This window comes from Gammaproteobacteria bacterium (genome assembly GCA_016716465.1).
GTDB lineage: Bacteria > Pseudomonadota > Gammaproteobacteria > SZUA-140 > SZUA-140 > JADJWH01.
In genome coordinates this window covers 731,114-757,492 of the sequence record JADJWH010000001.1, presented here as the reverse complement: position 1 = coordinate 757,492, position 26,379 = coordinate 731,114, and the positions used below count along the sequence as shown (strand labels likewise).

23 protein-coding genes and 2 pseudogenes are annotated in these 26,379 nt (G+C 62.3%); 4 read left to right on the top strand and 21 right to left on the bottom strand.

All coding sequences use genetic code 11. The annotated features are described in order from the left end of the window. Nucleotides 1-145: 145 nt before the first annotated feature. The 21 genes and pseudogenes from IPM20_03555 to mtnA all read right to left on the bottom strand — a co-directional run bounded on the left by IPM20_03555 (nt 146) and on the right by mtnA (nt 22,781). A complete protein-coding gene (locus tag IPM20_03555) occupies nt 146-697 on the bottom strand; it encodes an HAD family hydrolase (protein MBK9130706.1) in 552 nt (183 codons plus the stop codon). A 13-nt stretch (nt 698-710) separates the two neighbouring features. After that, on the bottom strand, nt 711-1,718 hold the full coding sequence (locus IPM20_03550) for a GDP-L-fucose synthase (protein ID MBK9130705.1): 1,008 nt from the start codon (nt 1,716-1,718) through the stop codon (nt 711-713). 11 nt (nt 1,719-1,729) lie between these two features. Beyond that, nucleotides 1,730-2,105, bottom strand: a pseudogene (locus tag IPM20_03545) (four helix bundle protein). 108 nt (nt 2,106-2,213) lie between these two features. Beyond that, nucleotides 2,214-3,299 carry a GDP-mannose 4,6-dehydratase gene (gene gmd / locus IPM20_03540; protein ID MBK9130704.1) on the bottom strand — a complete coding sequence of 362 codons (1,086 nt, stop codon included), beginning with the start codon at nt 3,297-3,299 and terminating at the stop codon, nt 2,214-2,216. A 92-nt stretch (nt 3,300-3,391) separates the two neighbouring features. Then, nucleotides 3,392-4,876, bottom strand: coding sequence for a mannose-1-phosphate guanylyltransferase/mannose-6-phosphate isomerase (locus tag IPM20_03535; GenBank protein MBK9130703.1), 1,485 nt, complete (start codon nt 4,874-4,876; stop codon nt 3,392-3,394). Nucleotides 4,877-4,977: 101 nt separating this feature from the next. After that, on the bottom strand, nt 4,978-6,036 hold the full coding sequence (locus tag IPM20_03530; GenBank protein ID MBK9130702.1) for a hypothetical protein: 1,059 nt from the start codon (nt 6,034-6,036) through the stop codon (nt 4,978-4,980). Between the two features lie 152 nt (nt 6,037-6,188). Then, complete coding sequence (locus tag IPM20_03525; GenBank protein MBK9130701.1) at nt 6,189-6,485, bottom strand: helix-hairpin-helix domain-containing protein; 297 nt, start codon at nt 6,483-6,485, stop codon at nt 6,189-6,191. 95 nt (nt 6,486-6,580) lie between these two features. Further along, nucleotides 6,581-7,300, bottom strand: a complete 720-nt coding sequence (pyrF, locus tag IPM20_03520) for an orotidine-5'-phosphate decarboxylase (GenBank protein MBK9130700.1) — start codon at nt 7,298-7,300, stop codon at nt 6,581-6,583. Then, nucleotides 7,297-8,445: a lipopolysaccharide assembly protein LapB gene (gene lapB, locus IPM20_03515; GenBank protein MBK9130699.1), complete on the bottom strand. Its 1,149-nt coding sequence runs from the start codon at nt 8,443-8,445 to the stop codon at nt 7,297-7,299. The genes pyrF and lapB overlap by 4 nt, the downstream gene beginning before the upstream one ends. Beyond that, nucleotides 8,445-8,738, bottom strand: a complete 294-nt coding sequence (locus tag IPM20_03510; protein ID MBK9130698.1) for a LapA family protein — start codon at nt 8,736-8,738, stop codon at nt 8,445-8,447. The genes lapB and IPM20_03510 overlap by 1 nt, the downstream gene beginning before the upstream one ends. 56 nt (nt 8,739-8,794) lie before the next feature. Then, nucleotides 8,795-9,133 (bottom strand): integration host factor subunit beta, encoded by a 339-nt coding sequence (locus IPM20_03505; GenBank protein MBK9130697.1) that lies wholly within the window; start codon nt 9,131-9,133, stop codon nt 8,795-8,797. Between the two features lie 109 nt (nt 9,134-9,242). Further along, a complete protein-coding gene (gene rpsA / locus IPM20_03500) occupies nt 9,243-10,913 on the bottom strand; it encodes a 30S ribosomal protein S1 (GenBank protein ID MBK9130696.1) in 1,671 nt (556 codons plus the stop codon). A gap of 180 nt (nt 10,914-11,093) precedes the next feature. Further along, nucleotides 11,094-11,774 (bottom strand): (d)CMP kinase, encoded by a 681-nt coding sequence (gene cmk, locus IPM20_03495; protein ID MBK9130695.1) that lies wholly within the window; start codon nt 11,772-11,774, stop codon nt 11,094-11,096. 117 nt (nt 11,775-11,891) lie between these two features. Then, on the bottom strand, nt 11,892-13,301 hold the full coding sequence (gene aroA / locus IPM20_03490) for a 3-phosphoshikimate 1-carboxyvinyltransferase (GenBank protein ID MBK9130694.1): 1,410 nt from the start codon (nt 13,299-13,301) through the stop codon (nt 11,892-11,894). An 89-nt stretch (nt 13,302-13,390) separates the two neighbouring features. After that, nucleotides 13,391-14,287 (bottom strand): prephenate dehydrogenase/arogenate dehydrogenase family protein, encoded by an 897-nt coding sequence (locus IPM20_03485; GenBank protein MBK9130693.1) that lies wholly within the window; start codon nt 14,285-14,287, stop codon nt 13,391-13,393. A gap of 24 nt (nt 14,288-14,311) precedes the next feature. Beyond that, on the bottom strand, nt 14,312-15,331 hold the full coding sequence (gene aroF, locus IPM20_03480; GenBank protein ID MBK9130692.1) for a 3-deoxy-7-phosphoheptulonate synthase: 1,020 nt from the start codon (nt 15,329-15,331) through the stop codon (nt 14,312-14,314). Nucleotides 15,332-15,439: 108 nt separating this feature from the next. Beyond that, entirely contained in the window at nt 15,440-16,522 is a 1,083-nt protein-coding gene (pheA, locus tag IPM20_03475) for a prephenate dehydratase (GenBank protein ID MBK9130691.1), read from the bottom strand. Nucleotides 16,523-16,679: 157 nt separating this feature from the next. Then, the gene (locus IPM20_03470) at nt 16,680-17,846 is read right to left on the bottom strand and encodes a phosphoglycerate dehydrogenase (GenBank protein MBK9130690.1); all 1,167 of its coding nucleotides are present in this window, start codon (nt 17,844-17,846) and stop codon (nt 16,680-16,682) included. Nucleotides 17,847-17,922: 76 nt separating this feature from the next. Further along, nucleotides 17,923-19,005 carry a 3-phosphoserine/phosphohydroxythreonine transaminase gene (gene serC / locus IPM20_03465; GenBank protein ID MBK9130689.1) on the bottom strand — a complete coding sequence of 361 codons (1,083 nt, stop codon included), beginning with the start codon at nt 19,003-19,005 and terminating at the stop codon, nt 17,923-17,925. A gap of 8 nt (nt 19,006-19,013) precedes the next feature. After that, nucleotides 19,014-21,557 (bottom strand): DNA gyrase subunit A, encoded by a 2,544-nt coding sequence (gyrA, locus tag IPM20_03460; GenBank protein MBK9130688.1) that lies wholly within the window; start codon nt 21,555-21,557, stop codon nt 19,014-19,016. A 177-nt stretch (nt 21,558-21,734) separates the two neighbouring features. Beyond that, nucleotides 21,735-22,781, bottom strand: coding sequence for an S-methyl-5-thioribose-1-phosphate isomerase (mtnA, locus tag IPM20_03455; GenBank protein ID MBK9130687.1), 1,047 nt, complete (start codon nt 22,779-22,781; stop codon nt 21,735-21,737). Between the two features lie 142 nt (nt 22,782-22,923). Here mtnA and IPM20_03450 point away from each other — a divergent pair, with 142 nt between their 5' ends. From IPM20_03450 to gph, 4 genes and pseudogenes are all read left to right on the top strand, one after another. Further along, entirely contained in the window at nt 22,924-23,418 is a 495-nt protein-coding gene (locus IPM20_03450; protein ID MBK9130686.1) for an OmpA family protein, read from the top strand. Between the two features lie 76 nt (nt 23,419-23,494). Then, nucleotides 23,495-24,831, top strand: a pseudogene (locus tag IPM20_03445) (TRZ/ATZ family hydrolase). A gap of 13 nt (nt 24,832-24,844) precedes the next feature. Next, nucleotides 24,845-25,558: a bifunctional 2-polyprenyl-6-hydroxyphenol methylase/3-demethylubiquinol 3-O-methyltransferase UbiG gene (gene ubiG, locus IPM20_03440; GenBank protein ID MBK9130685.1), complete on the top strand. Its 714-nt coding sequence runs from the start codon at nt 24,845-24,847 to the stop codon at nt 25,556-25,558. Between the two features lie 138 nt (nt 25,559-25,696). Continuing rightward, nucleotides 25,697-26,377 carry a phosphoglycolate phosphatase gene (gene gph, locus IPM20_03435; protein MBK9130684.1) on the top strand — a complete coding sequence of 227 codons (681 nt, stop codon included), beginning with the start codon at nt 25,697-25,699 and terminating at the stop codon, nt 26,375-26,377. The last annotated feature ends 2 nt before the right edge of the window (nt 26,378-26,379 follow it).

Below are 26,379 nucleotides of genomic sequence, written 5' to 3'. Positions count from 1 at the left end.
ATGGGTAATGAAATTTATCCCAAGATCGAGCTCTGATCAAAGAATGGGTTGTCGTGGAAATAACAATGTGAGTGTTCACAGGATGACCCATTCAATGTTCCAGTCATCCATAACTCATAACCCATTATCGATAACACTCCTAGCGTTACTCCATCACCAGTTCGAGCACGGTGGTCAGGTCGCTGACGACATAATCCGCACGCGTCTGGACATCTGGGTCTTCATCCGGTCGATACAGGACCTTATGGCCTACCCCGGCGGTCTGGGCGGCCTTCATGTCGGACTCCCGATCCCCGACGAGTATACAGTTTGAGAGGTCCAGATCGTAGTCCTGTGCCGCCTTGAGGATCATACCGGGGTTGGGTTTGCGGTCATTGGAATCCTGTTTGTATTTCCCGATCCCGTGAACGGGATGGTAGGGGCAGAAATAGACCTGGGTGATGGTCACCCCCTCCTCCTGGAACCTGGCTTTCATCCAGCCAGTGAGGGCCTGGAAATCTGCCTCAGTGTAGTAGCCGCGCCCGATCCCGGACTGGTTGGTGATGACGAGGATCAGATAGCCTTGAGCGGCCGCGTCCCGACAGAGGTCGAATATTCCGTCGATGAACTCGAAATCCTCGATTCGGTAGACATAGTCCTTGTCCAGATTGACCACGCCATCACGGTCGAGGATCAGCGCTTTTCCTTTCCCTTTCATGGGACCATGCGGGTCATCGCGCCTGCGTGGCGGTTTGCTCGAGATACCAGCGGTAGACCTGGGCGATGCCATCGGCCAAACCGATGCGTGACGCCCAGCCCAGCGTGCTCAGCCGTGAAACATCCAGCAGCTTTCGTGGGGTGCCATCCGGCTTGCCAGAATCGAATACCAGAGTGCCTTCGAAGCCCACAACGCGCTGAACGGTTTCCGCCAGATCACGTATGGTTATGTCCTGGCCGCAACCGATGTTGATCAACGGTGGTGAGGCGTGAGGCATGAGGAGTGATGAGAAGTTCCCATCGTCAAGGCTCAACAGGAAGAGGCAGGCGTCGGCCATGTCATCGCTATGCAGGAACTCGCGGCGCGGGGCTCCGGTGCCCCATACCGTGACCGTGGAAGCTCCGGTGAGCTTGGCTTCGTGCACCTTGCGGATTAGCGCCGGGAGGACATGGGAGTTTTGCAGATCGAAATTGTCTCCCGGACCGTACAGGTTGGTCGGCATCACGGCAAGATAGCGGGTGCCGTATTGCTGGTTGTAGGCGCGGCACATCTCGACGCCGGCGATCTTGGCTAGGGCATAGGCGCGGTTGGTCTTTTCCAGCGGCCCGGTGAGAAGATACTCCTCCCTGATCGGCTGCGGGCAGTCGCGGGGATAGATGCAGGAGGATCCGAGAAACAGCAACCGCTTCACACCGGAACGCCAAGCCTCGTGAATGACGTGGGTCTGTATGGCCAGGTTCTCGTGGATGAACTCCGCCGGATAGGTGTCATTGGCAAGAATGCCACCGACCTTCGCCGCCGCAAGCAGTACATAATGCGGCTTGTGCTGCTGAAAAAAATTCCGAACCGCCTCCTGATCTGCCAGATCCAATTCCCGGTGCGTACGCAGGATCAGGTTCCTGTATCCGGCGGCCTGAAGCCGCCGCACTAACGCAGAGCCAACCAGGCCTCTATGTCCAGCGACATATATGGACGCAGTTTGTGGAACCGAATACTGCTGAGAAACAATTGGTGCGACCATGGGGCTAAGGACTAAGGACTAAGGACTAAGGACTTAGTAAAAGACTTGCGCTGATGTTGTACTGCTTTGCGCAAGCCAGAGATAATTCTCGAAACTTCCCGAGTTAACAAGATCATCTGCTCAAAATGCTTGGCTTTGATATAGCCTGCGTTTCAAGTTCAAAAGACAGCTGGGAGCGCAGTTCGGCGCAAGATGCCTTGGCTACCACCAGAAATTGGTGAAACTCAGCACGCCCACCCCTGTCAAAACCTTCGGCTATGTTCGACATGACCGACACGGATGCCCTTCTCATCTGATCTTTCAAACCAAAGTCTCTATTAAACTCTTTTGCAGTTGTCATTCATAAATACTCCTTTGGAAATTTCTGGCTTCCTGCCAGGCAATCAAATTTTGATGTCTTTCTTGCCAGCCATAAACGCCTCCTCCCCGCAGGATTATCAGCACTGTGTATTTGATCTTACTCAGTCCTTAGTCCTAAGTCCTTAGTCCTACGTTTCATTCGTGGTGATCAAATGTCCTGAATCCCTCGCGCCGGCAAAGCTCGTCGCGCTCGGAGGCCTTAAGATCCTCCCGCACCATTTCAGCGACGAGGTCCTTGAAACTGGTGCGAGGATTCCAGCCGAGTCGGGTCTTGGCCTTGGTGGGATCGCCCAGCAGGGTTTCCACTTCGGTCGGACGGAAGTAGCGTGGATCGACAGCGACGACGCAGCGGCCAGCCTCGTCATAGCCCTTCTCATCGATACCCGTCCCTTTCCAGATAATGCGCAGGCCGAGCTCAGCGGCGGCGGCGTCGACGAAATCGCGCACGCTGTACTGGATGCCGGTGGCGATGACGAAATCTTCCGCGGCTTTCTGCTGCAGCATCAGCCACTGTGCCTCGACGTAGTCACGCGCATGGCCCCAGTCGCGGCGGGCATCGAGATTGCCGAGGTACAGGCACTCGAGCAGTCCAAGCTTGATGCGGGCCATCGCGCGAGTGATCTTGCGGGTGACGAAGGTTTCGCCGCGGACGGGGCTTTCATGATTGAACAGGATGCCGTTGCAGGCGTAGATGCCGTAGGCTTCACGGTAATTGACTGTAATCCAGTAGGCGTAGAGCTTTGCCACTGCATAGGGCGAGCGCGGGTAGAACGGCGTCGTCTCCTTCTGGGGGACCTCCTGCACCAGGCCGTACAGTTCGGAGGTCGAGGCCTGATAGAACCGGGTCTTCTTTTCCAACCCGAGAATACGGATGGCCTCGAGCAAACGCAGCGCGCCCAGGGCGTCGGAGTCGGCGGTGTATTCCGGCTCCTCAAACGATACCGCGACATGGCTCTGCGCGGCGAGGTTGTAGATCTCGTCCGGCTGCACCTGCTGTACGATCCGAATCAGACTGCTCGAGTCCGTCATATCGCCGTAATGCAGGATGAAGCGGCGGTTGTCGACGTGCGGATCCTGATATAGATGATCGATGCGATCGGTGTTGAACAGCGAGGTGCGCCGCTTGATCCCGTGAACGGTATAACCCTTCTTCAGCAGAAACTCGGCCAGATAGGCCCCGTCCTGGCCGGTGATGCCGGTGATCAGTGCTGTTTTGGACATTGGTTATATCCTCGTTTTTTACGAGAGGTGATGGGTAATACGTGATGGGTGATGAAAACCAGAATATTTATTCACCCATTACCCATCGCCCATTACTTCCTCCCGTAATGATCCTCGAACCTGACGATATCGTCCTCCCCCAGATACGAGCCCGACTGGACTTCGATCAGTTCGAGCGGGAGCGTGCCGGGGTTCTCCAGACGATGGGTGACGCCGATAGGAATGTAGGTGGACTGGTTTTCACTGAGCAGGAATTCCTTGTCGCCGCAGACAACACGGGCGGTGCCGCTGACGACGACCCAGTGCTCGGCACGGTGGTGGTGCATCTGCAATGACAACGACGCGCCGGGCTTTACGGTGATGCGTTTGACCTGGAAGCGCTCTCCCTTGTCGATGCCCTCATAGCTGCCCCAGGGTCGGTGCACGCGGCGATGGATCTGGTGCTCGCTACGACCCTGCTTCTTCAGACGCCCGACGATCTCCTTGACGTCCTGGGCCCGGTCCCGATGAACGACCAGCACCGCGTCGGCCGTCTCGATCGCGATGATGTTCTCCAGACCGACGCCCGCGAGCAGCCGGTGTTCGGAATACAACATCGAATTGCGCGTGTCTTCCGCGAGGACATCGCCGCGCAGGATATTCCCATCCGCGTCCTGAGGGGATACTTCCCACAGGCTGGACCAGGCGCCGACATCCGACCAGCCGGCGTCGAGCGGGATTACCGCCGCTTTCGCTGGCGAGGCGTCAGGCATGACGGGTGAGACGGTGAGTTTTTCCATCACGGCGTAGTCGATGGAATCGCTTGGGCAGGAGGTAAACGAAGGCTTGTCCACCCGGTAGAAATCACCATCCTGTTTGCCGCCCCGATAGGACTGCTCTGCCGCCGCCCGAATGTCAGGGCGGAATCGCCCGATGGCCTCCAGCCACACGCCAGCGTGTACCATGAAGATCCCGCTGTTCCAGAGATAGTTTCCGGAATCGATGTAGGACTGTGCAGTAACGGCGTCGGGTTTCTCGACGAACTTGTCTATCTGGAAAGGACTGAGGACTGAGGACTGGGGACCGATAGAGGCGATCATGTCGCCCTTGCGGATGTAGCCGTAGCCCGTCTCGGCGCGCGTGGGCACGATACCGAACGTGACGACATAGCCTTGTGCGGCAAGTTGCGCGCCTTCGAGGGCGGCCTGACGGAAGCTTGCTTCATCCTGGATCAGATGGTCCGCCGGCATGATCAGCAGCACGACATCCTCGTCGCGCGCGCCGGCGTGCAGCGCCGCCAGCGTCGCCGCCGGCGCGGTGTTGCGCCCGACCGGCTCGAGCAGGATTTGCCCGGGTGGCTTGCCCAGTTGTCGCATCTGTTCCGCCACCAGGAACCGGTGTTCCTCGTTACAGATGACCAGTGGCGCAGCGATGCGTGGACCGGAACCACCGTCGAATCCGTCCAGGCGGCACACGGTGGATTGCAGTAGGGTCCGGTCGCTGACGGGAGCCAGCAGTTGCTTGGGATAATATTCCCGCGAGAGCGGCCACAGGCGCGTACCCGAGCCGCCCGAGAGGATAACCGGTTGTATCATCATGGCGTTATTCTACCAAAGGGGAAAATGTCAGAGATGAATATCCTGTGAACGCATTATCACTACCCAAGGCGGCTCTCGAGGCGTCGCGAACGGCTTATCGGTTACTGGGCCTGCTCGTCCAGCCTCTCCCTGATCCTGATTTGGAACTCGGCGATGAACGCTGAAAAAATGCCCAGCATCAGTCCAAGAATCCCGGACAGGATCACGATGACTTCTCTGCTGACACCCAGCGGATTCTGTGAGCGCAGGGAGGGCGTGATGGGTCGTGTGTAGCGGATATTCACGATCTTCGCCTCCGCCTCCCGCAGCCGTTCCTGCAGTTCCGCCTGACTGCGGAGATTATCGGCCAGGCCGTTTTTCAGCGTATCCCGCTCCTGCGGCAACCCGACCAGGAGACGTTCCTCGATCTCCGCTTCCCGATCCATGTACTTCCGGGTCTCGGTGTCGATCAGCATCAGGGTCATCGCCTTCGCCTCACCCTCAACTTCCCGCAGGGCCTTGTTCCGGTTCGATTCAGAACTATCGATCAATTTCTTGAGATCCTTGAGCTGATTCTTCAGCAGAACCTCCTGCTCGTTCAGGCGTTGGTCCTGGGACTGCAGGGATTCGGCCTGATCCTTGAGCTTGTCACGCTGATTGCGGAGCCGGTTGAGGTCATTCTCCATGCTGAGCTTGACGACGTCGATCGCCGGGTCCTGGTCCTGGGCCAGGCGGTCCAGGATCTGGCCATGCACCTTGAGGTGGAGGTCGGCGTCGGCTTCGGGGCCTTCGCTGCGGATCAGGATCAGGTTGCTGTTTTTCGGGATTTCGGCGCCGGCATGGATCGCCATGGCGCCCGGTTCCTGCTGGAGCCGCTGCTGCAGGACATATGGGATATAGCTTTCATTCAGTTTGGCGAGCAGTGTATCCGGTTGTTCCAGAAGCTGGTCCCCGACGCGCGCGATTTGAATGGTCGTCGTATAGGCGTAACGGTCGGTCTTGAGCGCGGCCGCGGCCAGGCCCAGCAGGAACGCAACCACCACGATCGCGGCGATCAGCCGCCTGTGCCGCAACAGGATCAACCACAGATCCACCAGGCTGATCTCGTCCTCGGGTGCAACATAGCGCAGAAGATCCGGGGGAGCGGTCGTCTTCAGAGGGTGCCTGGGTTCCATGTTCATCACGATCAGACCGGGAAAGAATAATTAGAATCAATCGGTTAATCCGATATCGCGAAGTATTGTATTGGACCGGTGCGGCAAACGCCACCCCTGGAGAAAAAAACGGCCCCCGTGACAGGGGGCCGTCAGAAAGCCGGGTTCGGTAGCGTTGTTCAGTCCGCGGAGGCCTCCCGGGAAGGCTTTGCCACATCCCCCACGGTCAGTTGATCCCGGTTCTTGTCGATGAAGGCCGGCCCGATGCCCTTGACCTTGGCGAGGTCATCGACGGTTCTGAAGGGACCATTCGCCTTGCGATAGGCGATGATGGCCTCCGCCCGGGCCGCGCCGATCCCGCTCAGTTCGGCCAGGGCGGCGGCATCGGCCTCGTTGATGTTGAGTTTTGCCGCGGCGGCCGTGAGGCTGGCGGCCGCGAGAACGATTCCCAGGAGAATGCTGTGCAAGGTTTTCATTGGTTAACTCCTTTTAACCTGATGGATGGACACGCGGCGTCCTGCCGCGTCGCTTTGGGAAAGCGCGATCCAGCCTAGCACAAACTTTCGCGGGGTCAATTACAGATTCCGGCGATCTCCGCCTGGATGGCGCGCAGCGCGGCGACCGGATCGACGGCGCCGGTGATCGGGCGGCCGATGACCAGATAATCGGAACCGTCGCGTATCGCCTCCGCCGGGGTCATGATGCGCCGCTGGTCGTCCTGTGCGCCGCCAGCCGGGCGGATACCCGGGGTAACCAGGGTGAAACCGGGGCCATGTCTCGTGCGCAGTGCCGCCGCCTCGCGTGCCGAACATACGACACCGTCGAGCCCGCTATCGGCGGCCAGCGCCGCCAGCCGTTCCACCAGCCGCTCCGCACTGTCCTGAAACCCGATCTCGCGCAATCCGGCGTCGTCCAGACTGGTCAGCACCGTTACCGCGATCAGGCGCGGACGGGACGGGAAGCGTTCCACGCTTTCCCGTGCCGCCTCCAGCATGCGCCGGCCGCCCTGGGCATGGACGTTCACCATCCACACGCCGAGATCGGCCGCGGCGGCACAGGCGGCCGCGACCGTATGGGGAATGTCATGAAACTTGAGATCCAGGAATACCTCAAAGCCGTGGCCGGTCAATTGCTCGACCAGGCCCGGCCCGGCGCGTGTAAACAGTTCCTTGCCGACCTTGACCCGGCAGAGGGTACTATCCAGCCGATCCACCATCGCAAGCGCCTGTTTCGGATCCGGGTAATCCAGCGCCACGATGATGCGTTTCTGATCCGTCGTCCGGCCGCTCATGCCGCTTGTCCCTGGTAGGGTTTGACGGTGTTCCACTGCCGGCATCCCGGGCATTGCCAGTGGAGAGTATTTCCTTTAAAACCACAGTTAGAACAATGATACATAGGTATATTTTCAAGCAATTTATTAATAACGCGCAGCCCAGTGCCGAGGTCATTCCCCCGCCTGGCATCCGCCCCCTGCCCCAGGGATTCTAGCAGATAGGCCAGGCCCGGCAGCGAAGGATGGGCATGGAGGTACGCCTCAAGGTAGAGTCGGGCCTCGCCTTCGTCGCGTTGCCGCCGCAGATACTCGACGAACAGCATCACCGGGTGAAAGGCGCCCTGCCGGCGCAGCGCCGGGGCAAGGAAATCGATCGCCTGTTCCGGTTTCCCGATCTGCTCATAACATTCCAGCAACGGCGCCACGACCTCCGACAGGTATTGAGGGTCCTGCCGGCTTACCCGTTGCAGGGATTTTATCGCCGCCTTGTAGCGACCTTCGGAACTCGCGAGACTGGCTGCCAGCAGGCTGGCGCGCACGCACTGGCGATCCTTGAAATAGGCGCGCCTCAGCATCTTCTTCGCGCGGACGTGGTCGCCGGCCGCAAGCGCCTGGGCGGCGAGCTCGCAGTAATAATTCGCAAGCACCGGTCGGTTGCCATCCAGCATGGAGGTAATGGCAATCGCCTTTTCCCATTCGTTTTCCTGCTCGTATATGGTTCCCAGCAGACGCAGCGCATGGGTGTTTTTCGAGTCGCGCTCGACGATCTCCCGGAACAGGTTCTCAGCCCGGTCCAGCAGCCCGGCCTGATAGTAGTCACGGCCGAGTTCGAACAGGGCGCGACTGGATTGCGCACGGGTCAACTGCGGACGCGCGACGAGGTTCTGGTGAATGCGGATTGCGCGATCGACCTCCCCCTGGCGGCGAAACAGGTTACCGAGGGCGAAATGCGGCTCGACCGTCTCGCTGTCGATCTCGACGAGTTGTACCAGCACCTCGATCGCCTTGTCCGGGCGCTCGTTGATGAGGTAATTGATGCCCTTGAAGTACTCGGGTTCGATGCGGATCCCCGGAGTGCGCCCCCGGGTCAGGTATCGATATGCGGCGAACCAGCCCGAGGCGGCGGCCACGGGCAACAGCAGCCACAACAGTTCCTGCGGCATCAGTGTTCGTCTTGATAGGGAAGCGCGCGGAGATTGCTCAGTTCTTTGCCGGCGATCCTGATCTCCTTGCGCAACCGCCCGATTTCGCGGTTCTTCCTGAAGATCACACCCAGCGCGGCCAGCACCCCGCACACGGCGCCCGCGAGCAGCGTGATGACCAGAACCAGTGCGAGAGGGAGTTCACGCGCGCCGAAATAATAGTCGATCCTGACTGGATCGGCGTTCAACAACCCGAAGAACAGGCCGCAGATCAGAACGACCAGGAAGAATACCAGACTGATAATGCGCTTCATCCGTCCTCAATGACGCAGGGTTGCGAGCGGCGCGCGGGCCGGCGGCGGACTAGGCCTTACTGCATCTCTCTCGACATCATCTGCGGATCGCCTGGTCTGGATTTCTCCTGCGCCGGTCCGCTGTTGACGCGTTCGCGCAGTTCCTTGCCGGGTTTGAAATGGGGCACGTGTTTGCCCTCCAGAGGAACGGCCTCACCGGTCTTGGGGTTGCGTCCCATCCTGGGGGGGCGGTAATGCAGGGAAAAGCTGCCGAAGCCGCGAATCTCGATGCGTTCGCCGCTGGCCAGCGACTGCGCCATCTGTTCGATCATTGTTTTTACCGCGAACTCGATGTCCTTATAGGAAAGATGCTTCTGTCGTTGCGCGATTATTTCTATTAGTTCCGATTTCGTCATTACAGTGGCCCCCAATACCGGAATTATCCCTAACTACCCGTTATCCAACGAAACCCGTTACATTCGCGTGCCGATGCCCACATCCCTGTGGGATCGTCGCACTGTTTTTTTATTTGTCGAGCTGTTCCTTGATCAGATCCCCCAGCGTCGCGCCGCCGGATTCGGATGCGGAACGGCTGTATTCCCTGACCGCTTCAGCTTCTTCATGCTCGTCCTTCGCCTTGATCGAGAGCATGATGGTGTGGTTCTTGCGGTTCACGCCGGTGAACTTCGCCTCCACCTCATGGCCGACGCTGACCACGGTATGGGGATCGTCGATACGCTCACGCGACAGGTCGGCCGAGCGGATGTAGCCCTCCACGCTGTCCGCCAGCTGCACGGTCACACCCTTGGCGTCGATCGTGGTGACCTTGCCGGTCACGATGCTGCCCTTGGGGTGTTCAGCGACATAGAGCTCGAAGGGGTCGCGCTCGAGCTGCTTGATGCCGAGCGAGATGCGTTCGCGCTCGGGATCGATCGCCAGAATCACGGTCTCGATCTCGTCGCCCTTCTTGTAATTGTGCACCGCCTCTTCGCCCGCGGCGTTCCAGGACAGGTCCGACAGATGCAGCAGGCCGTCGATACCGCCTTCCAGGCCGACAAAGATGCCGAAATCCGTGATCGACTTGATCACGCCCGAGATCTTGTCGCCCTTGTTGTGGCGGCTGGCAAAATCCTCCCACGGGTTCGACTGGCACTGCTTGATGCCGAGCGAAATGCGGCGGCGATCGACGTCGATGTCGAGCACCATGACTTCGATCTCGTCGCCCAGGTGAACAACCTTGGAGGGATGGATGTTCTTGTTGGTCCAGTCCATCTCGGAAACGTGCACCAGGCCTTCCACGCCCTCTTCGATCTCGACGAAGCAGCCGTAGTCGGCGATGTTGGTGACCTTGCCGAAGACCTTGGCGCCCACCGGGTAACGCCGGGTGAGATTCTCCCACGGATCCTCGCCCAGCTGCTTGAGGCCCAGCGAGACGCGGTTGCGCTCGCGGTCGAACTTGAGCACCTTGACATCGATCTCGTCGCCGATATTGACGATGTCGGACGGTTGCTTGATGCGCTTCCACGCCATATCGGTAATGTGCAGCAGGCCGTCGATGCCGCCGAGGTCGATGAACGCGCCGTAATCGGTGAGGTTCTTGACCACGCCCTTGACCACCTGGCCTTCCTCCAGGTTGGAGAGCAGGGCCTCGCGCTCGGCGCTGCCTTCGCTCTCGACCACGGCGCGGCGGGACACGACAACGTTGTTGCGCTTGCGGTCGATCTTGACGATCTTGAATTCGAGATCCTTGCCTTCCAGATGAGTGAGATCGCGCACCGGCCGAATGTCGACCAGCGAGCCGGGCAGGAACGCGCGGATGTCGCCGATGTCGACGGTGAAGCCGCCCTTGACCTTGCCGCTGATCCGTCCGACGACCTTGTCGCCCTTCTCCATGACCTGGTCGAGCAGGTCCCACTGCTTGATGCGGCGGGCCTTCTCGCGGGAGAGGCGGGTTTCCCCGGAGCCGTCCTCGACGGCATCGAGCGCGACTTCGATCACGTCACCGACGCGCACGTCAGCGACGCGGCCGTCGGTCATGAACTGCTCGATGGGGATGATGCCCTCGGACTTGAGGCCGGCGTTCACGACGACGACGTCGGAGCCGACCATGACGACGGTCCCGATGACGATGGAGCCGGGACGCATCTGCTTGTCTATCTGTGTCTGTTCAAAAAGTTCTGCGAAGCTTTCACTCATTGGGGTTACGTTTCCTTGCCGCGGCCTGCGCCGGGCAATTCCCTTGGTTGTGTCTGCGTGTGCAGACGATTTAATGTCAGCCGCGCCACGAGACCTGTGTCCCGACGGCGGGCACCTTTTACCTGACTGCCTTTACCACCTTAAACTGCGGGAACGGCTGAAGAATAGGCCGACGGTGAATCAATTCGGGCGCCCATTCCAGGCGCGCAGGATGTTTTCCACCACGCCCGCGATACCCATATGCGTGGTGTCGATAATCACCGCGCCTTCCGCCGGCCTCATCGGTGCGACCTGACGGGTGCTGTCCCGCGCGTCGCGTTCCTCAATCTCCCTCAGAAGGGCATCAAGACTAACACTGATTCCCTTGTCCTTCAACTGTTTATAACGCCTTGATGCCCGTTCTTCCCGACTGGCCTGCAGAAAGACCTTGAGTTGGGCGCCCGGAAACACCACCGTCCCCATGTCACGGCCATCGGCCACCAGGCCCGGCGGGCGGCAAAACCGACGCTGACGTTCCAGCAGGGCCTCGCGCACGGCGGGCAGAGCAGCTACCCGGGACGCTGCCGAACCGACGCTTTCCGTACGAATTTTGTCGCTCACGTCGACATTATCGAGTGTGATGACGGTATTATCGCCGCTGTTACCGGTGAATTGCGCGTCCAGGTGGGTGCTAAGCGCGGCCACGGCCGCCTCGTCATCCAGCGCGACGCCCCGTTTCAGGGCGCTCAGCCCGACCAGACGATACAGGGCCCCGCTGTCCAGCAGGTGCCAGCCCAGCCGCGCCGCAACGATGCGGCTGACCGTCCCCTTCCCCACTCCCCCGGGGCCGTCGACGGTGATGACTGGAACTGAATCAACCATAACTGCAAACAAGACGTTAGGGATTTGAGATAAGGATTAAGTTTATGAAGAACTCGCGATGGGAATCACGGCCTGAAGGTGACCCGCCTTTCTTCGATCCTTTGAATTTTTGTATTTTCACTCAGTCCCGAGTCCTAAGTCCTGTGTTTTGATTTTTAATCCGGATTTCCGCGCCAGTCCCACGAACCCCGGGAACGAGGTATCCACATTCTTGCAGTCGCGGATGCGAATCGGGCCTGCGGCACGAAAGCCGGCCACCGCGAAGGCCATCGCGATGCGGTGATCGCCGTGGCTCTCGACCTCACCACCGGAAAATACCGCCTGATGTTCGGGGACAGAAGTTGCGCCATTGGGGACAGATTTTAAATCTGTCCCCTTGGCACCGGCTACGCCCTTCCCTTCGATGACAATCCCGTCCGGCGTCGGCTCGGCCATGACGCCCAGCCGCCGCAGGCCGTCGGCCATGACCTGGATGCGGTCGCTTTCCTTGACGCGCAGTTCCTCCGCGCCGGTCAGCACCGTCCGGCCTTCGGCGCAGGCCGCGGCGATGAAGAGTGCGGGAAATTCATCGATCGCCAGCGGGACCTGCTCGATCGGGATGTCGATGCCCTTGAGCATGCCCGCGCGCACGCGCAGGTCGGCCACCGGTTCGCCGCCGAACATGCGCTTGTTGAGGATATCGATGCGCGCGCCCATCTGCTGCAGGATGTTGATCACGCCGATGCGCGTCGGATTGATGCCGACATCGGTCAGCGTCGCGTCGGACCCCGGCGCAATCGCGGCTCCGACCAGGAAGAACGCCGCCGAGGAAATATCCGCCGGGATCGCAATGCGGGTCGGATTGAGCCGCCCTCCGCCCTTCACGCAGACGGTGTTGTGGTGGCGCGTGACCAGATAACCGAAGGCGGTCAGCATGCGTTCGGTGTGATCGCGCGTGGGCGCGGGCTCGGTCACGCAGGTCTCGCCGTCGGCATAGAGCCCGGCCAGCAGCAGCGCGGATTTGACCTGGGCGCTTGCGACCGGCATGTCGTAGCGTATGCCGCGCAGCGGCGATCCGCCGCGAATGCGCAGCGGCGGCGTGCCCGCGGCCTCCGTCTCGATACGCGCGCCCATCGATGCCAGCGGTTGTGTCACCCGGCGCATCGGCCGGCGCGACAGCGAGGCGTCGCCGGTCAGTTCAGTATCGAAGGACTGCGCGGACAACAGCCCGGCCATCAGGCGCATCGAGGTCCCGGAATTGCCCAGATCGAGCGGGCCGTCGGGCGCACTCAGCCCGCGCATGCCTGCGCCGCGAATGGTGACCCGCCCCTGTGCCGGCCCGTCGATGGCGACACCCATGCGGCGGAACGCCGCCAGTGTCGCCAGGCTGTCCTCACCCTCCAGGAACCCCTCCACCTCGGTGACTCCCTCGGCCAGCGAGCCGAACATGATGGAGCGGTGCGAAATCGACTTGTCGCCGGGAACGCGGATTTCACCGCTCAGGCGGCCGCCGGGGGTGATGTCGAAGATATGTTCTTTAGTCGTCATTGCAACTTTGAAGATGGTTATGGGTGATGGGTGATGGGTCAATGAACTGGTTATGATCACCCATCACCCTTCACTCATCACCTAACGTTTCATTCCTCGCTCTTCACTTTGCCCTTTTCCGCGAACCGATCCCTCACCTCCTTCGCGCGCGCGAACACCTTCATCAGCGTATCGCCATCGTTGCGCTGCAGCGCCTCTGTGACGGCGGCAAGGTTATCCGTGAAGCGTTGGACCGTATCGAGCATCGCGTCGCGGTTGGCGATGCTGATATCGCGCCACAGGGCCGGATCGGAGGATGCGATGCGGGTGAAATCCCGGAAGCCACCCGCGGCGTAGTCGAAGATCTCCTCGCTGTCGTCCATGCGAGCCAGGGTGTCCACCAGTGTATAGGCGAGCAGGTGCGGCAGGTGACTGGTGGCGGCCAGGACTTCATCATGGTGCCGCACGTCCATGTCGCTTACGCGCGCGCCCGCGAGTGACCACAGCGCGCGCACGCGTTCGAGCGCCGTTCGGCGCGTCTCCGCAAGCGGTGTCAGGATTACCCGGCAGCCTTGAAACAGTTCCGCGAACGAGGCCTCGACGCCGCTGCGTTCCGTGCCCGCGATGGGGTGTCCAGGGACGAAATCCGCCAGCCGCACGCCCAGGCTGCGGCGCGCGGCATCCACGATGTTCCCCTTGGTGCTGCCGACGTCGGTGACGACGGCGCCGTCGGCGAGATGGCCGGCGATCGCCGCGAATATCGGTCCGATGGCGCCGACCGGCACGGCCACCACAACCAGGTCTGAACCTTCAACGGCGCGTCCCGGGTCGGTCTCGTAACGATCGATGACGCCCAGTTCCCGCGCGCGCTCCAGATTGGGCAAATGCCGGCCGCAACCGATGACCTCGATACCCGGATGCTCGCGTCGAAGCGCCCGCGCGAGGGAACCCCCGATGAGGCCGACGCCGATGATGGTCAGTCGTTGTGCGGGAGCGGCAAGGGACATGTCGGGGCGGCGCGGGTCGACGCGCTAGAGATCGCGCCCCAGCACCCGGGCGATGCCGCGCAGCTCGACCATCAAATCCGCCAACTCGCGCGGACTGAGGGCCTGGTCGGCGTCCGACCAGGCCGCCGGCGGGTTGGGATGCATCTCCACCAGGAGGCCGTCGGCGCCGGCGGCGATCGCCGCGCGCGACAACGCCGGCACCATCCAGGCCTTGCCGCCCGCATGGCTGGGGTCGATCAGTACCGGCAGATGGGTCTCGCGCTTGAGCACCGGCACCGCGGTGACGTCGAGCATGTTGCGGTAGGCATCCTCGAAAGACCGGACGCCGCGTTCACAGAAGATGATGTTATGGTTGCCGCCGGCGGCGATGTACTCCGCGGCCATCAGCCATTCCGATATCGTGGCGCACAGGCCGCGCTTGAGGATCACCGGCGTATGGGTGCTGCGCCCGACCTCCTTGAGCAGGTCGAAGTTCTGCATGTTGCGGGTGCCGATCTGGATGACATCGACCTTCTGCTCGAGAAAGGTATCCAGCATGCGCACGTCCATCAGCTCGGTGACGATGGGCAGCTGGTGACGGGCCGCGGCCGTGCGGAACATGGCCAGTCCGTCGACCCCCTTGCCCTGGAAGGAATACGGGCTGGTGCGCGGCTTGAATGCTCCGCCCCGCATCAGGCGGCAACCGGCGGCGGCGACTCCGGCGGCGGCGGCCTCCATCTGTTCCGGCGTCTCCACCGAGCAGGGCCCGCCGATGATCTGTATCGTCTTGCCGCCGATCGGGATCCCCTTGACGTCGATGACGGTGTCCTGTTCGTGCGATTCGCGCGACACGAACTTATAGGGCTTCATCACCCGCACGACGCGTTCCACCCCGTCCTGTACACCGATCCGGTCCAGGTCGATCTCACGTTCGTCGCCGATCGCACCGATGACGGTGCGCTGCATGCCGCGGGAAGTGTGTGGTTGCAGTCCAAGCGAACGCAGATGATTCTCCACCGCCTCGATCTGCGGCTCGGTCGAACTGGCTTTCATGATGATGATCATTTGTTGCGCCTGTTTCATTCAGGTGTAATTTAGGTGTCGGGGACGGATCTCAAATCCGTCCCCGACTCAGTTTATGAGCGTTCATGGGGACGGACTTCAGTCCGTCCCCTACAACACGGCGCAGGGGTACGAACCCAGCACCTTGAGCACAGCCGCCTCATTTTCCAGGATCCGGATGACCGCCGCCACCTTCTCGTCCTGGGCATGGCCCTCGATGTCGATGAAAAAGACATATTCCCACATCTCGCGCCGGGAAGGCCGCGATTCGATACGGCTCATGGAAATCCCGTGTTCAGCCAGGGGTTTCAGCAGGCGATAAAGCGCGCCGGGCTTGTTGGACGTGGAGACCAGCAGGGAAGTCTTGTCGCGTCCGCTCGGCGCGGGGATTTTGCGACCGATCACCAGGAAGCGGGTCGTGTTGTCCGGCTTGTCCTCGATATTGGACGAGAGAATCTCCAGGCCGTAGATGGCGGCCGCGTTGGTGCCGGCGATCGCGGCCGCGCCCGCTTCCTCCTGCGCCCGACGCGCGGCCTCGGCGTTGCTGCTGACCGGGATGCATTCGACGCCGGAGAGGTGCGCGTTGAGCCATTCGCGGCACTGCGCCAGGGCCATCTGGTGCGCATAGACACGATTGATCCCGCCCGTCGCGTCCGCCTTGCCCATCAGATTGTGATGAATACGCAACTCGATCTCGCTGCAGATCTTCAGCGGAGAACTCATGAACATGTCGAGCGTGTGATCGACCGCCCCCTCGGAGGAGTTTTCGATCGGAACCACACCGTAATCCACGGCGCCTGCTTCGACGTCGCGGAAGACCTCGTCGATGGCGGCCAGCGGGCGCGCGCTCACCGCCTGGCCAAAATGCTTGAATACCGCGGCCTCGGTGAAGGTGCCTTCCGGTCCGAGATAGGCCACGGCGATCGGGCGCTGCAGCGCCAGGCAGGCAGACATGATCTCGCGGAACAGGCGCACCACCACTTCGTCGTCGAGCGGCCCCTGGTTGCGACCGAGCACCGTCTGCAGCACCTGCGCCTCGCGCTCCGGCCGATAGTAATCCATATCGCCGGAGGCATGCTTGAGCCGCGCCACCTCGAGCGCGCATCGCGCCCGCTCGGTGATCAGCTCCTGCAGCTTCCCGTCGATCTGATCGATGCGGGCGCGGATGGTTTTCAGCAGGTCTTCGTCGGACATGATCAAAATACAGGACTAAGGACTCAGGACTAAGGACTGAGTGAAAACACGCAGGCTAAATTTAGCGCCTGAAACAAATCGCTCGGCTGCTTTGGATTTATTTTTTATTATTGGCATTTAACTTAGTCCTTAGTCCTGAGTCCTAAGTCCTGATTTTTTAATCAATGACCCGCACATTCAGCACCCCGTCGATCTTGCGGATGCCTTCGATGACTTCGATGGGGATCTTGCGGTCGACGTCGGCCAGGGTGTAGGCGATTTCGCCGCGTGATTTGTTGAGCAGGTCGATGATGTTCAGGCCCGCCTGCGCCATCACGGTCGAAATCTGGCCGACCATATTGGGTACATTGGCGTTGGCGATGCCGATCCGGTAACCCTCGGTGCGCGGCATCTGCACCTCCGGGAAATTGACCGCGTTGAAGATGTTGCCGTTCTCGAGGTAGTCGCGCACCTGATCCGCCACCATGACGGCGCAGTTCTCTTCCGCCTCATCGGTGGAGGCGCCAAGGTGCGGCAAGGCGATCACTCGCTTGTGGCCCTTCAGTTCATGGCTGGGGAAATCACACACATAGGAATAGATCTTGCCGGCGTCGATGGCCGCGCGTACCGCGGCGGTGTCGACGATGCCTTCGCGGGCAAAGTTCAGGATCACCGCGCCATTCTTCATGCGCTTGAGGCGGTCCGTATTGATCATGCCGCGGGTCTCGTCGTTCAGCGGCACGTGGAAGGTGACGAAATCGACCTTCGTGAGCATGTCGTCGAGGCTTGCGGCCTGCTGTACCTCGGAAGACAGCCGCCAGGCGCTCTGCACCGTGATCTTGGGGTCATAACCGATCACGCGCATGCCGAGATCGATGGCGACATTGGCGACCTTGATGCCGATCGCGCCGAGTCCGATCACCCCGAGGGTGCGGCCCGGCAACTCGAAACCGACGTAGTCCTTCTTGCCCGCCTCGGCCTGCTTTCCGATGGATTCATCGTCGCCTTCCAGGTTGCGGGCGAAATCCCAGGCCTGGCAGATGTTGCGGCAGGCGAGCAGCATGCCGGCGACGACCAGTTCCTTCACCGCATTGGCGTTCGCCCCCGGGGCGTTGAACACGGGTATGCCGCGCTTGCTCAGCTCAGGAACGGGAATATTGTTCACACCCGCTCCCGCCCGTCCGACCGCCTTCAGCGTTTCGGGAAGCGCCATGCCGTGCATCTTGAACGAACGCAGCAGGATCGCGTCCGGATGCTGGATCTCGGATGCGATCTCGTACGATTCGCGCGGAAACCGCTCGAGCCCGACGACGGATATGTTATTCAGGGTCAGAATCTTGTACATGACACCTCAGCAATCACAACAGGTGATGGGTGAATGGTGTTGCCTACTCAGTCCTAAGTCCTCGGTCCTGAGGTATTTACCCGTTCCGCTTGGCAAAACCCTTCATGAATTCCACCAGCGCGTCCACCCCGGCCTCGGGCACGGAGTTGTAGATGCTGGCGCGCATCCCGCCGACGGAGCGGTGGCCCTGCAGTGTGGTGAGCCCCTGCGCATCGGCCTCCTTCAGGAAGACCGCGTCGAGCGCCTCGTTCGGCAGCGTGAAGGGTACGTTCATCCACGAGCGGCTGGGTTTGTCGACCGGATTGCGATAAAAACCGGAGGCATCGATGTAGTCGTACAGCTTGGCCGCCTTGCGCTGGTTGATCTTCGCCATCGCGGCCAGGCCGCCGAGGCGCTTCAGCCAGTCGAACACCAGGCCGGCGATGTACCAGCTGTAGGTCGGCGGGGTGTTGTACATCGATTCGTTCTCGGCATGGGTCTTGTAGTCGAGCATGACCGGCATGCCGGGCAGCGCCGCGCCGATGAGGTCCTCACGCACGATGACGATGACCAGGCCGGCGGGGCCGATATTCTTCTGGGCGCCGGCATAGATCACGCCGAACCGGGTTACGTCGATCGGCCGCGACAGCAGCGTGGACGACATGTCGGCGACCAGCGGTACGGCGCCGGTGTCCGGGATGAACGGGAATTCCACGCCGCCGATCGTCTCGTTGGGCGTGTAATGCACATAGGCGGCGTCCGGATTCAGCTTCCACTCGGCGCGCGGCGGTACGGTGGTGAACTTGCTGGCGGACGAACTCGCCGCGACGTTCACCTCGCAGAAGCGCTGCGCCTCCTCGATCGCCTTCTTCGACCAGGCGCCGGTATTGATATAGTCCGCCGTGCGCTTGCCGCGCAGCAGGTTGATCGGCACCATGGAAAACTGCAGGCTGGCGCCGCCCTGCAGGAACAGGACCTTGTAATTGGACGGGATGGCCAGCAGCTCGCGCAGGTCGGCTTCGGCCTGTCGCGCGATCGACAGGTAGGCCTTGCCGCGATGGCTCATCTCCATCACCGACATGCCGCTGCCGTGCCAGTCGAGCATCTCCTCGCTGGCGCGCTTGAGCACTTCCTCCGGCAGCATGGCCGGGCCGGCGCTGAAATTGTAGACGCGTGTCATGTCTGTGCTTACTCCGACTCTTCTTCTTCCAGACTCTCGAACCGGTCGATGCCGACCAGACGTTCACCCTCATCGAGACGCATCAGGCGCACGCCCTGGGTATTGCGTCCCTGTACCGATATCTCGTCCACATGGGTCCGCACCAGCGTGCCGCCCGCCGTGATCAGCATGATCTCATCGCCATCGAACACCAGCTCCGCGCCCACCACCTGGCCATTGCGCTCGGAGGTCTGGATGGAAATGACGCCCTGCCCGCCACGCCCGTGCACCGGGTACTCACCGATGGAGGTGCGCTTGCCGTAACCGTGCTCGGTCGCGGTCAGCACATAGCCCTTGTCGTCCACGATCAGCAGCGAGATCACGCGCTGATCCTCCGCCAGCTTGATGCCGCGCACGCCGCGCGAGACCCGGCCCATCGGCCGCACGTCGCTCTCCGTGAAACGCGCCGCCTTGCCGCTGCTGGATACCAGCAGGATATCCTTGCTGCCGTCCGTGATGTCCACCCCGATGAGGTGATTTCCCTCCTCCAGCTCGATGGCGATGATGCCGTTCGAGCGGGGACGCGAAAAATCCGTCAGCGGCGTCTTCTTCACGGTCCCGTTGCTGGTGGCCATGAAGATGAACTTGTCATCCGCGTACTCGCGCACCGGAAGCACGGCGTTGATGCGTTCGTGCTCTTCCAGCGGCAGTATGTTCACGAACGGCTTGCCGCGGGCGTTCCGGCTCGCCTGCGGCAGTTCGTAGACCTTCAGCCAGTAGACCTTGCCATGGCTGGAAAAGCACAGGATGGCGTCGTGCGTGTTGGCCACGAAGAGTTTATCAATAAAGTCGGCTTCCTTCATCGAAGTGGCCGATTTGCCGCGACCGCCGCGCCGCTGAGCCTGGTACATCTCGACCGGCTGCGATTTGACGTAGCCGCCGTGGGAAATCGTGACGACGACGTCCTCCGGCGGGATCAGGTCTTCCATCGAGAGATCGGTCTGGTCGTGCTGTATCTCGGTCCGACGCGCGTCGCCGAACTGCTCACGCACCGCGAGGAGTTCGTCACGGATGACCTGCATCAGGCGTCCCGGATTCGACAGTATTTCAATTAGCTCTTTAATTGCCTCGATTATCTCTCTAAATTCTGAGCGGATTTTTTCTTGCTCCAGACCGGTCAGGCGGTGCAGGCGCAGATCCAGGATCGCCTGCGCCTGAACGTCCGACAGGCGGTATCCGTCCGCGAGCAGACCGAACTCCGACGCCAGTCCCTCGGGCCGCGCCAGGCCCGCATCGCCCTGGGCCAGCATCTCGGTCAGCACGCCGGGTGGCCAGCTCCGCGCCATCAATCCGGCCTTGGCCTCGGCCGGGCCGGGGGCCGCCTTGATCAGGGCGATGATCTCGTCGATGTTCGCCAGCGCGACGGTCAGTCCCTCCAATACATGGGCCCGTTCGCGCGCCTTGCGCAGGTCGAAGATGGTCCGCCGCGTGACGACTTCGCGCCGGTGCTGCAGGAAGGCTTCCAGCGACTGCTTGAGGTTGAGCAGGCGCGGCTGTCCTTCGGACAGCGCGACCATGTTGATACCGAACACGTTCTGCATCTGGGTGTGCAGATACAGATTGTTCAGCACCACCTCGCCCATCTCGCCGCGCTTCAGCTCGATGACCATGCGCATGCCGTCCTTGTCGGACTCATCACGCAGCTCGGAAATGCCCTCGAGCCGCTTCTCCCTCACCAGCTGCGCGATCTTCTCCAGCAGCAGCGCCTTGTTCACCTGGTACGGCAGTTCGGTGACGATGATGCGCTCGCGACCCGCCTCGTCGGTCTCGAAGTGGGCGCGCGCGCGCAGGTAGATGCGCCCGCGCCCGGTGCGGTAGGCCTCGTGGATGCCGCGGACGCCGTTGATAATCGCGCCGGTGGGGAAATCCGGGCCCGGAACATGTTCCATCAGGCCCTGGATGTCGATCGCCGGGTTGTCGATCAGCGCAATGCAGGCATTGACGATCTCGTTCAGATTGTGCGGCGGCACATTGGTGGCGAGACCCACCGCGATGCCCGCGGAACCGTTGATGAGCAGGTTCGGGATGCGCGCGGGCAGCACCGAAGGTTCCTGCTCGGATTCGTCGTAGTTGGGGACGAAATCGACGGTTTCCTTTTCCAGGTCGGCCAGCATCTCATGGGCGATGCGCGACATGCGCACCTCGGTGTAGCGCATCGCCGCCGGGGCGTCGCCGTCGACCGAGCCGAAGTTGCCCTGGCCGTCGACCAGCATGTAACGCAGGGAAAACGGCTGGGCCATGCGCACGATCGAATCGTACACCGCGGTGTCGCCGTGCGGATGGTATTTACCGATCACGTCACCGACCACGCGGGCGGATTTCTTGTAGGGCTTGTTCCAGTCGTTGTTGAGGCCGTGCATCGCGTACAGGACGCGGCGATGCACGGGTTTGAGGCCGTCGCGCACATCGGGCAGCGCGCGCCCGACGATCACGCTCATGGCGTAGTCCATATAGGACTGTTTCATCTCCTCTTCGATGTTGGTGAGGAGAATCTCTTTAGCGGAATCTGTCATGGAATGGTTCGAGGTGTCGGCTCGCCGCCTGGCGCGGCAACCGACTCATGTCTTCCTGATCCCTTGAATTTATTTTTCCCGTTTACGGGGGCGTTTTAAAAGGCGGATTCTAGCACAAGGCATACGGTCGCCGCACCTTCTCCTAACGGGTGAGGCGCCGCCCTGGGCCGGGCGGGCTCAGGGCTTCATCAGCGCGGCCATCTTGGCCGCGTCGGGCGCCAGCACCACGCCCTTTTCGGTGACGATTGCATCGACCAGTCCGGCCGGAGTCACGTCGAACACCGGGTTCCAGGCGCGCGCCCCGGCGGCAGCGATCCCCTGCCCGGCGAGCGCGAGCAGTTCCTCCTCGCGCCGCGTCTCGATCGGGATCGCCCCGCCGCCCGGCGTGTTCATGTCGATGGTCGAGGTCGGCGCGACCACCATGACCTTGACCCCATGATGGCGCGCGGCAATCGCCGCCCCATAGGTCCCGATCTTGTTCGCCACATCGCCATTGGCGGCGATGCGGTCCGAGCCCACGATCAGCCAGCCGACCTCGCCCTGCTTCATCAGGTGGGCGCCCGCGCCCTCCGCGATCAGGGTCACCGGGATGCGGTCCTCGAGCAGTTCCCAGGCCGTCAGCCGCGCGCCCTGGAGCCAGGGGCGGGTCTCGTCGGCATAGACGCGCCGGATACGGTCGGTGACGTAGCCGGCGCGAATCACGCCGAGCGCGGTACCGAATCCGCCGGTCGCCAGCGAACCCGCGTTGCAGTGGGTCAGCACCGCGCAGGGCGTCTCGATCAGCGCGGCGCCGATCTGACCCATCCTGCGGTTGTCGGCGATATCCGCCTCGTGGATCGCGCGCGCCTCTTCCAGCAGGCGCACGCCCGGGCCGCCGTCGCAGTCGGCGATCGCCGCGCGCATGCGGTCGATCGCCCAGAACAGGTTCACCGCGGTGGGCCGCGTGCCGGCGAGGAGCTGCAGGTCCTCTTCGATCGCCTCACGCCATGACCCGGGCGCGGTATCGAAGCGGTCGCGCGCCGCCAGCACCACGCCGTAGGCGGCCGTGATGCCGATCGCCGGCGCGCCGCGCACGGTCATGTTACGGATCGCTTCCGCTACCGCCGCAACATCCCGGCAGATGACCTGCTCCTTGCGCTGGGGCAGCAACCGCTGATCAATCAACCACAGGCTTCCGTCGCGCCAGAGTATGGGCCGAACACTGTCATGGGTATCGAGGTTCATCGCGGGTAATTCCGTGTCAGTTGGTCATGGATGCCGTCTGGAGGCGGCACCGCCGCCCGGGGGGCAGGCAGGGCCATATTCTACCACTCCGGACCCGTGCGGCGCAGTTAAGAGACGCTCGTCGCGGCCGATAATTCCCAGGATGAGATCCCGTTCGCATTCGCTTCCGTACGCCATGGCCGCCGCCCTGCTGGTCACAGGCGTCAGCTCCGCCGCCGACGAGGGCGCGACGCCGGTATTGGCAGCGGATACCACAGGATCCGCGACCGGTGTCGGCGTCCGGTTCGAATTCATTCCCCTGCGCCATGTCTTCTTTGCGCATGACCAGGACCTGCTGGACGAGCAGGCGCGCAACGTCCTGGACGACGCGGCGCTATATCTCCGGCACGCGACGGGCGTGGATCGCGTCATCATCCAGGGGCATGCCGACTATACCGCCGGTGAGAATTACAACGACCTCCTGTCCGACCGCCGTTCGAACGCCGTGCGCGATTATCTGCTCGGCCAGGGGATCGCAGCCGAGCTGGTCCGCCTCGGCGGACTGGGCGAGCATACCCCCATCGACGAGAACTGGACGCGCGAAGGACGCGCACGCAACCGCCGCGTCGAGATCTACATCGTCCGCCACACCGAGTAGGCCTGCTCCCGCGCGGGTGATTTCCGGCGCGGCTTCCCGCTATACTAGCGGGACCCCGATTCCGGCAGGCCTTTCCATGACGACGGTCGACACCCTCATTCACGCGCGCTGGATCATCCCGGTCGAGCCGGAAGGCGCGGTATACGAACACCACGCCCTCGCGATCCAGGGCGGGCGTATCACCGAGATCCTGCCTTCATCCGAGGCGGTGCGCCGCTACGGCGCCGCGCAGGAACTGCGCCTGGACGAACATGCGCTGATCCCTGGACTGGTCAACGCGCATACCCATGCCGCGATGTGCCTGTTCCGCGGTCTGTCCGATGATCTGCCGCTGATGCAATGGCTGCGCGATCACATCTGGCCCGCTGAGGCGGCCTGGGTCGGCCCCGAGTTCGTCTTCCAGGGCTCGCAGCACGCCATCGCGGAGATGCTGCGCGGCGGCACCACCTGTTTCAACGACATGTATTTCTTCCCGGACGAAACGGCGCGCGCGGCCAGCCATGCCGGCATACGCGCGGCGATCGGCCTGATCATGATCGACTTCCCCACCGCCTGGGCGGCGGACGCGGCGGAATATCTGTCCAAGGGTCTCGAACTGCACGACCGCTATCGCGGCGATCCCCTCATCCGCACCGTGTTCGCCCCCCACGCGCCGTACACCGTCTCGGACGAGCCGTTGCACAAGATCCGCACCCTGGCCGACGAGCTGGATATCCCCGTCCACATGCACGTGCACGAGACGGCGGATGAGATCAACGGCAGCCTCGAACACCACGGACAGCGGCCCATCGCGCGCCTGGAACAGCTCGGCCTGCTGTCCCCGCGCCTGCTTGCCGTACACATGACACAGCTCGACGACGCCGAGATCGCGCGTCTCGCGCACACCGGCGCGCAGGTGATCCACTGTCCCGAATCCAACCTCAAGCTCGCCAGCGGCTTCTGTCCGGTGCACAAGCTGCTGCGGGCCGGCGTCAACGTCGCGCTCGGCACCGACGGCGCCGCCAGCAACAACGATCTCGACATGTTCGGCGAGATGCGCACCGCCGCCCTGCTCGCCAAGGCCGTGGCCGGCGATGCCAGCGCGCTGCCCGCCGCTACGGCCCTGCGCATGGCCACGCTCAACGGCGCGCGCGCCCTCGGCCTCGATGATGAGATCGGTTCCCTGCGGCGCGGAAAATCCGCCGACGTCGTCGCGGTTCGCCTGGGTGACATCGAATCCCGTCCCGTCTATCACCCCATCTCGCAACTGGTCTACGCCTGCGGGCGCCAGCAGGTCAGCGACGTCTGGGTCGCCGGCCGCCATCTGCTCAGGATCGTCGCCTGACGACCCTGGACGAGGATGCCATCCTGGTGAATGCCGAGATGTGGCGGGAGAAGATCGGGAAGAGCGATGAGTTGAGACGTGAGGCATGACACATTGATCGATATGAGCGAAACCAGGACCAATGTCGACCCCGCCGAAGTCGCCAAGTTCGACGCCCTGGCGGCGCGCTGGTGGGATCCCCAGGGACAGTTCAAGACGCTGCACGACATCAATCCGTTGCGCCTGGGTTTCATCGACGCGCGCGCGCGGATCGCGGGGAAGGCGGTCATCGATGTCGGTTGTGGCGGCGGACTTCTCGCCGAAGGTATGGCCGGGCTCGGCGCCAGCGTCACCGGCATCGATCTGGCGGCGTCCGCGCTCTCGGTTGCGCGCCTGCACCTGCTCGAAACCGGGCGACAGGTCGACTATCGCTGCATCGGCGCCGAGGAACTGGCGGCGCAGTCGCCCGCCACGGCGGACGTCGTCACCTGCATGGAACTGCTCGAGCATGTGCCCGATCCGGCCGCACTGGTCCAGTCCTGCGCGGACCTTGCGCGTCCGGGCGCGCACCTGTTCTTCTCGACGTTGAACCGCACCCCCAAGGCCTATCTGCTCGCCATTGTCGGCGCGGAATACGTGCTGCGCATGCTGCCCCAGGGCACGCATGATTATGCCCGCTTCATCCGCCCCTCGGAACTCGGCCGCTGGCTGCGCGCCGCCGGACTTGAAGTGCGTGAACTTGCCGGCCTCAGCTACAATCCGCTCACGCGGCGCTACGCGCTGGGACATGACGTGGATGTGAATTATCTGGTGCATGCCGTCAAGACACGGGACTGAGGTCTCAGGACTAAGGGCCAAGTGAAAACATTTTTTTTCGTAGATGGTTATCCAGGCTCGATGCCAAAAACAGAACCGTATTGTTTTTCTCAGTCCCCGGTCCTGAGTCCTGAGTCCTGAGTCCTGAGTTCTTTATTCATGACCTCCAATACCAACCAGATTCCCCATTGCTTCCTGTTCGATCTTGACGGCACGCTGGTGGACACCGCGCCCGATCTCGCCGCGACACTGAATGTCCTGCGCGCGGAGCGGGGGCTGGAGCCGTTGCCGTTTGACGTCATCCGTCCGCATGTCTCGCACGGCGCCCGCGCCATGGTCCAGGTCGGATTCGGGATCGATGAGCAGGACGCGAGTTTCGCGGCCTTGCGCCAGCGTTTCCTGGACCTGTACCGCGAGCGGCTGATGCAGGATTCGCGTCTGTTCGACGGCATGGATGAGGTCCTCGCCACGCTGGAGAACCGCGGCGTGAAGTGGGGTGTCGTGACCAACAAGCCCGCCTGGCTGACGGAACCTCTGCTGAAGGACCTTGGCCTGGCGCCGCGCGCGGCCTGCGTCATCAGCGGCGACAGCACGCGCAACCGCAAGCCCCACCCCGAACCGCTGCTGCACGCCAGCGCACTGGTCGGCGTGGCGCCGGAACAATGTCTCTACATCGGTGACGCCCGGCGCGACATCGAGGCCGGACGCGCCGCCGGCATGAAGACCCTGGTGGCGCTGTTCGGGTACCTGGGACAGGATGACCGCCCGCATGAATGGGACGCGGACGGGATGATCGACACCCCGCTCGACATTCTCGACTGGCTGAACGCCCATGCCTGAGC